Raw genomic sequence first — 4,528 nt, 5'->3', positions numbered from 1 at the left:
TTACCCAAAGGAATAACCGTCAAATTAGAGTTTATTGCCAATGCAATGTTTATTCCGCAAAGGGGAACTAAGAACTATCTGTTATGGCTGAAAGATAACTTGATTATCCGCAAAGGTAGTTGGAGAAACCGTTCTCGCTCAAAACTAGAGAAAGAATTACCTGTTGAATATCTAACCTACTTAATCCAAAACCAATCCACGGCAGAGGAATATTTCAGAGAAGTAAAATCGCAGATTTTATCAGGAAAATACCCGATAGAAAAACTATCCATTACTCGCAAAATTCGTGTTGGGTAAAAAGAACTTCTTAAATTAGGAATACCTGGCGATGTAGTAATTTACTATTACGGAATCAGAGGTATTACTAATACCAGCACAAATGAGAGCTATTCACGTCAATACTATCTTGACATTATCGAAAAAAGGCGAGAAGAAATCCTCAAAATAGCCGCTCCTGAAATACTAGAAGGTAATAAACGTCAGTTATCCCTTTTCTAGATGAACAAACTTGATATTTAACGTAACCAATGAAAATAATAAATATCAAGTCTTTTTTTCAATTCATGAATTATCAACAACTGGTAAATAATGACAAATATCTACAAGAAAATCGGCTTTCATTAAAGTATTTTCAGTCTTTCATACAAACAAAAAGTTATCGCTAAAACTCAGATTAACAAAAACAGTCTCAGTCATTAATTAACTGATTAAATTCGTTAATTTATTGATGTATTAATGGAGATATCATTCTTAAATTGGAAAAGTAACTAATGAAAAATAAATCCTCATATCGCAAGCCCAGGCTTAATAAAAAACAAAGGGCTTGGGTGAACTCATTCCTTGCATCTCATCCTAATGCCAGAGTTAGAAATATCTATGAATTAGATGGCGATCGCGTAGTTGAAATTGAGTGGTGGGAAAATACAAACCGAATAATATTAGACCCAAAAACCTACATTCAAGGAATTATCAGCTACAAGATGCGGGTCAAACTAAGGAAATTTGGCGATGCGAGAAAAACAGCAGAGTTCTTTTACCGCATCACCCCACCAGAAAAACGAAGTGCTTTATGGCACTTAACAGGCCAACTCTCTCTAGAACTTCCCCAGTGCTACGAAGTTGCAGAACCAAACAACCCAGTTATCGTTAAACCAAAAAGGAGGAATACTAAAACCAAGAAAGTTAAAAAATTAATTCAGCATACCCTTCCTCTATCAGGAATTAGTGCCCAACTTCATACTATGAATATCGAAGATGGTGGTGTTCCTTTATCGGAACAAGAACTATTACTAGAAAGCGTATCGCACCTAAATTTAGATACTGGTAAAGAGACTAAACTTCCAGGAGCTATAGTCAAAATTCTTTCCAATAAAAAAGCTAGCTTAAAGGAATGGGAAACAGCTATTGCACTATATGAGGTAACTGGTTCTAGTGGAGTAATAGAATATCTCCAACAATTAGATTCTTGGCGGAAATATTTGGGTACTCAACCAGTAGAAAACCCTGCTGATCAAGTCTTAAATCAGAAGTCAGTACAGTCAGTACAGTCAGTACAAAATTAAGTGGAAGTATTTGCTGATCGCTATATTTTGCTAGCGGCTATATAACAAATACTAAGGATATGGAAAGAGTTAATACTAACTCTTATTTTTTTAAACCACCGCTTACGACTAACGCCTGATAAATAAATGTTTATCTAATCTATCATGACTGTATATCTATACTACGGCGAAGATAGCTACTCACTCAATCAAAAAATTGATTATTTAGTGAATCAAAATGTTCATGCTGAATGGAAAGCTTTCAATTACGTCAAGCTATCTGGAAATAAGAAAAATATTGCTGCCAAAGTCTTTACTGAGGTTATGACCTTGCCCTTTGGAGAAGGTAACAAAATTATTCAAACAGACAGCGACTCTCTAATTGGAAGTTTATCAAATGAAGATAATAACCAAGAACTTGAAAATCACCTTTCCCGAATACCTTCAAGCAACATTCTTCTAATTACTGGTAATAAAAAGCCAGATTCGCGCAGGACAGTAGTAAAAACTATCCTAAAATATGCCCAACAAGAAGAGTTTCCTCTCGTCCCAAGTTGGGATAAAAAGGGGATAGTTAACTTGATAGTAAAATATGCAGCCATCCATCAAGTTAAACTCACGCCAGATGTTACAGATTACCTAGCTGAAGCAATTGGCAATAATACTGCACGAGCCGATAGCGAATTCGCTAAACTTGCTGTTTATGCAAACGGAAAAATAATCTCTGTCAAGGAAGTAAAACAACTCGTTCTTAATCATAATACTGACTACCTAAAGCTTACTATTGCTATGTTAAGGAATCATCCAAATTTGGCAGTAGCGCAGGTATCTAAACTACTAAGTAATAATGAACACCCGCTCAAAATAGTAGCAACACTTACCTCTATTTTTCGCACTTGGTTAATAACCAAAGCTGGGGTAGAAACTAAATTATCTGATACGAAGATTGCAGAAATAGCCGAACTAAAAAACCCCAAAAGATTGTATTACCTCAAAGAAGAAGTCAAGTTTGTAGGCGTTCAAAAGCTTAAAGACAGCCTTACTTTACTTGTACAACTCGAAGCCGAACTCAAAAGCGGAGTTGACAACCTAACCAGTCGAATTGCTGAAATTTCTACGATATGAAAAACAACCCATTTACAGAAATCACCGGACAGCATACCGCCAAACTTCTCCTGACTGAAGCAATCGAACAGAATAAAATTGCTCCTGCATACCTATTTAGCAGTCAAGTTGAGGGAGTGGGGAAAGGAAAAACTGCTCTGGCGATCGCAAATGCGATACTCCCAAGAGGGAGTCGCTCCGCGATCGCAGGAGAAAATAACCATCTAGACATCTTACAAATCAAACCAACCCATCCCGAAAACACCCCCCAGCAGAAAGGTATACCTGCTATTCGAGTAGAACAGGTGCGCGAGGTAATTGAATTTCTATCAACTAGTGCAGTCAAGGCCAAGCAAAAGGTGGTCATTATCCACGAAGCAGATATGCTAAACCCTACCGCCGCCAACAAACTTCTCAAGACGCTGGAAGAACCGAAAACTGGAACATTTATCCTGATCTCGTCCTATCCTCAAAAGCTATTACCCACTATCAAGAGTAGGTGTCAAATCATACCTTTCCAAAGGTTAACTGATGAGGAGGTTATTTCTGTCCTCAAAGACCAACAAATCGAGGTAACAGAAAAAATACTAGCTATCAGTTCCGGCAGTCCTGGTCAAGCGATCGCCAACATCACGATGTTAGCTTCCATCTCAAAAGAAATCACAAGTCAACTGGAAGTACCTCCTGACGATATCCTCAACGCACTCAGTTTGAGTAACTCCATCTCAAGCTGGAATCACGAGACACAATTATGGCTGCTTACCTACCTGCAACACAACTGGTGGCAGAAATTAAAAAGCACTCAATTGCTAGCTAAATTCACTCAAGCAAGGAAGCAATTGCTGCATCACGTTACTCCTAGAAGCGTTTGGGATAACCTACTTCTGCCATAGCAAAACCCATCCATTATCAAAAAGCACTGCCAGTTAGAAGTATTTCTAGCTGGCAGTATTTATTTACACATAAGAAATATGAACCAGCAGCAAAGCTTATTCGATACCAGCATGAAATAAACCAAAGTATGAACCAACCGTGATAAAACAACTGTTCGGTCTTGCCAACGTTCTAAATGAGACTCGATACAGAAGTAATCAGGTAAATCAGCCACCTGAGATTCATCATCAAGGAATAAATCGCTCTGGCTTTCGATAAAACTGGAATCCAGACCTATAAACTGTTTGAGAAAAACAAGCGTTTTCCCCCAACGTTCGTGTCCCTCAGTTTCAGGAGAAAACGCACCTTCTGAATACTGCGAACCGTACTTCTGTTGGAGTTGGGCAACAGCCTCTTGATTGATATCACCCTGCCAATCAGATTCAATAAAAAACTCTTTTAAAATCTCTTGTAAATAGATGGGTGAAAACTCATTAAGGTCTGGAGATTCATCATCAAAATCGTCTTCATAAGTATCAATAATAAATTTATCTAACTCGATTTCTAGCTCTTGCTTTCTATTAACTGGCAGTAATGATTTAGCGTCTTCTAACGATAGAGGAAAATCTAAATAAGGATGACCTTTGGCTAAGTAAGAATCACCCAAATCTGCTAAAATTTTAAGCGCGATAGTCCGGGCAAAATACTCATCTTGTGGATGCACGCATACTCGATCTAGTTCCTTATCCACTAGCATCATGGTAGTTGCCAGTAGGGCAAACCATGACGCATCGTGCAAACAAGTCGGTAAATCAGCAATTAAATCTACTAACTTTAGTTCTAAGATTTCTCCCCAAACGCCTATCCTAGTTGTATTTGAAACATCACAAAAATGCTCTACATCTTCTCCAACAGATGTTTCTCCTAACCAGGTAAGATTTTCTACCCGCAAAGAAGATGAGTAGTCAGAAGTCAGCTGGTTTTGGCTATCCTCATCCGACTGTATCCAC

The 4,528-nt window shown here is 38.0% G+C and carries 4 protein-coding genes and 1 pseudogene; 4 read left to right on the top strand and 1 reads right to left on the bottom strand.

The genetic code is table 11. The features are described from left to right. From LC586_RS39710 to LC586_RS39695, 4 genes and pseudogenes are all read left to right on the top strand, one after another. Positions 1 to 297, top strand: a pseudogene (locus LC586_RS39710) (DNA polymerase I); the annotation flags it as partial. 473 nt (positions 298 to 770) lie between these two features. After that, entirely contained in the window at positions 771 to 1,562 is a 792-nt protein-coding gene (locus LC586_RS39705) for a hypothetical protein (RefSeq protein WP_229491263.1), read from the top strand. 144 nt (positions 1,563 to 1,706) lie between these two features. Next, positions 1,707 to 2,666: a DNA polymerase III subunit delta gene (gene holA, locus LC586_RS39700; protein ID WP_229491262.1), complete on the top strand. Its 960-nt coding sequence runs from the start codon at positions 1,707 to 1,709 to the stop codon at positions 2,664 to 2,666. Further along, positions 2,663 to 3,538 (top strand): DNA polymerase III delta subunit-related protein, encoded by an 876-nt coding sequence (locus tag LC586_RS39695; protein ID WP_229491261.1) that lies wholly within the window; start codon positions 2,663 to 2,665, stop codon positions 3,536 to 3,538. The genes holA and LC586_RS39695 overlap by 4 nt, the downstream gene beginning before the upstream one ends. Positions 3,539 to 3,597: 59 nt before the next feature. Here the strand turns inward: LC586_RS39695 and LC586_RS39690 are convergent. Next, a partial coding sequence (locus LC586_RS39690) for a hypothetical protein (protein ID WP_229491260.1) occupies positions 3,598 to 4,528 on the bottom strand: 931 nt, incomplete at its 5' end.

It is taken from the genome of Nostoc favosum CHAB5714 (assembly GCF_020829495.1).
In the GTDB taxonomy this organism is placed as follows: domain Bacteria; phylum Cyanobacteriota; class Cyanobacteriia; order Cyanobacteriales; family Nostocaceae; genus Nostoc; species Nostoc favosum.
This window is presented reverse-complemented; position numbering and strand designations above follow the sequence as displayed.

Coding starts and splice junctions, on each gene's coding strand:
- LC586_RS39705 (WP_229491263.1), top strand. CDS start 771: ATGAAAAATAAATCCTCATATCGCAAGCCCAGGCTTAATAAAAAACAA.
- holA (WP_229491262.1), top strand. CDS start 1,707: ATGACTGTATATCTATACTACGGCGAAGATAGCTACTCACTCAATCAA.
- LC586_RS39695 (WP_229491261.1), top strand. CDS start 2,663: ATGAAAAACAACCCATTTACAGAAATCACCGGACAGCATACCGCCAAA.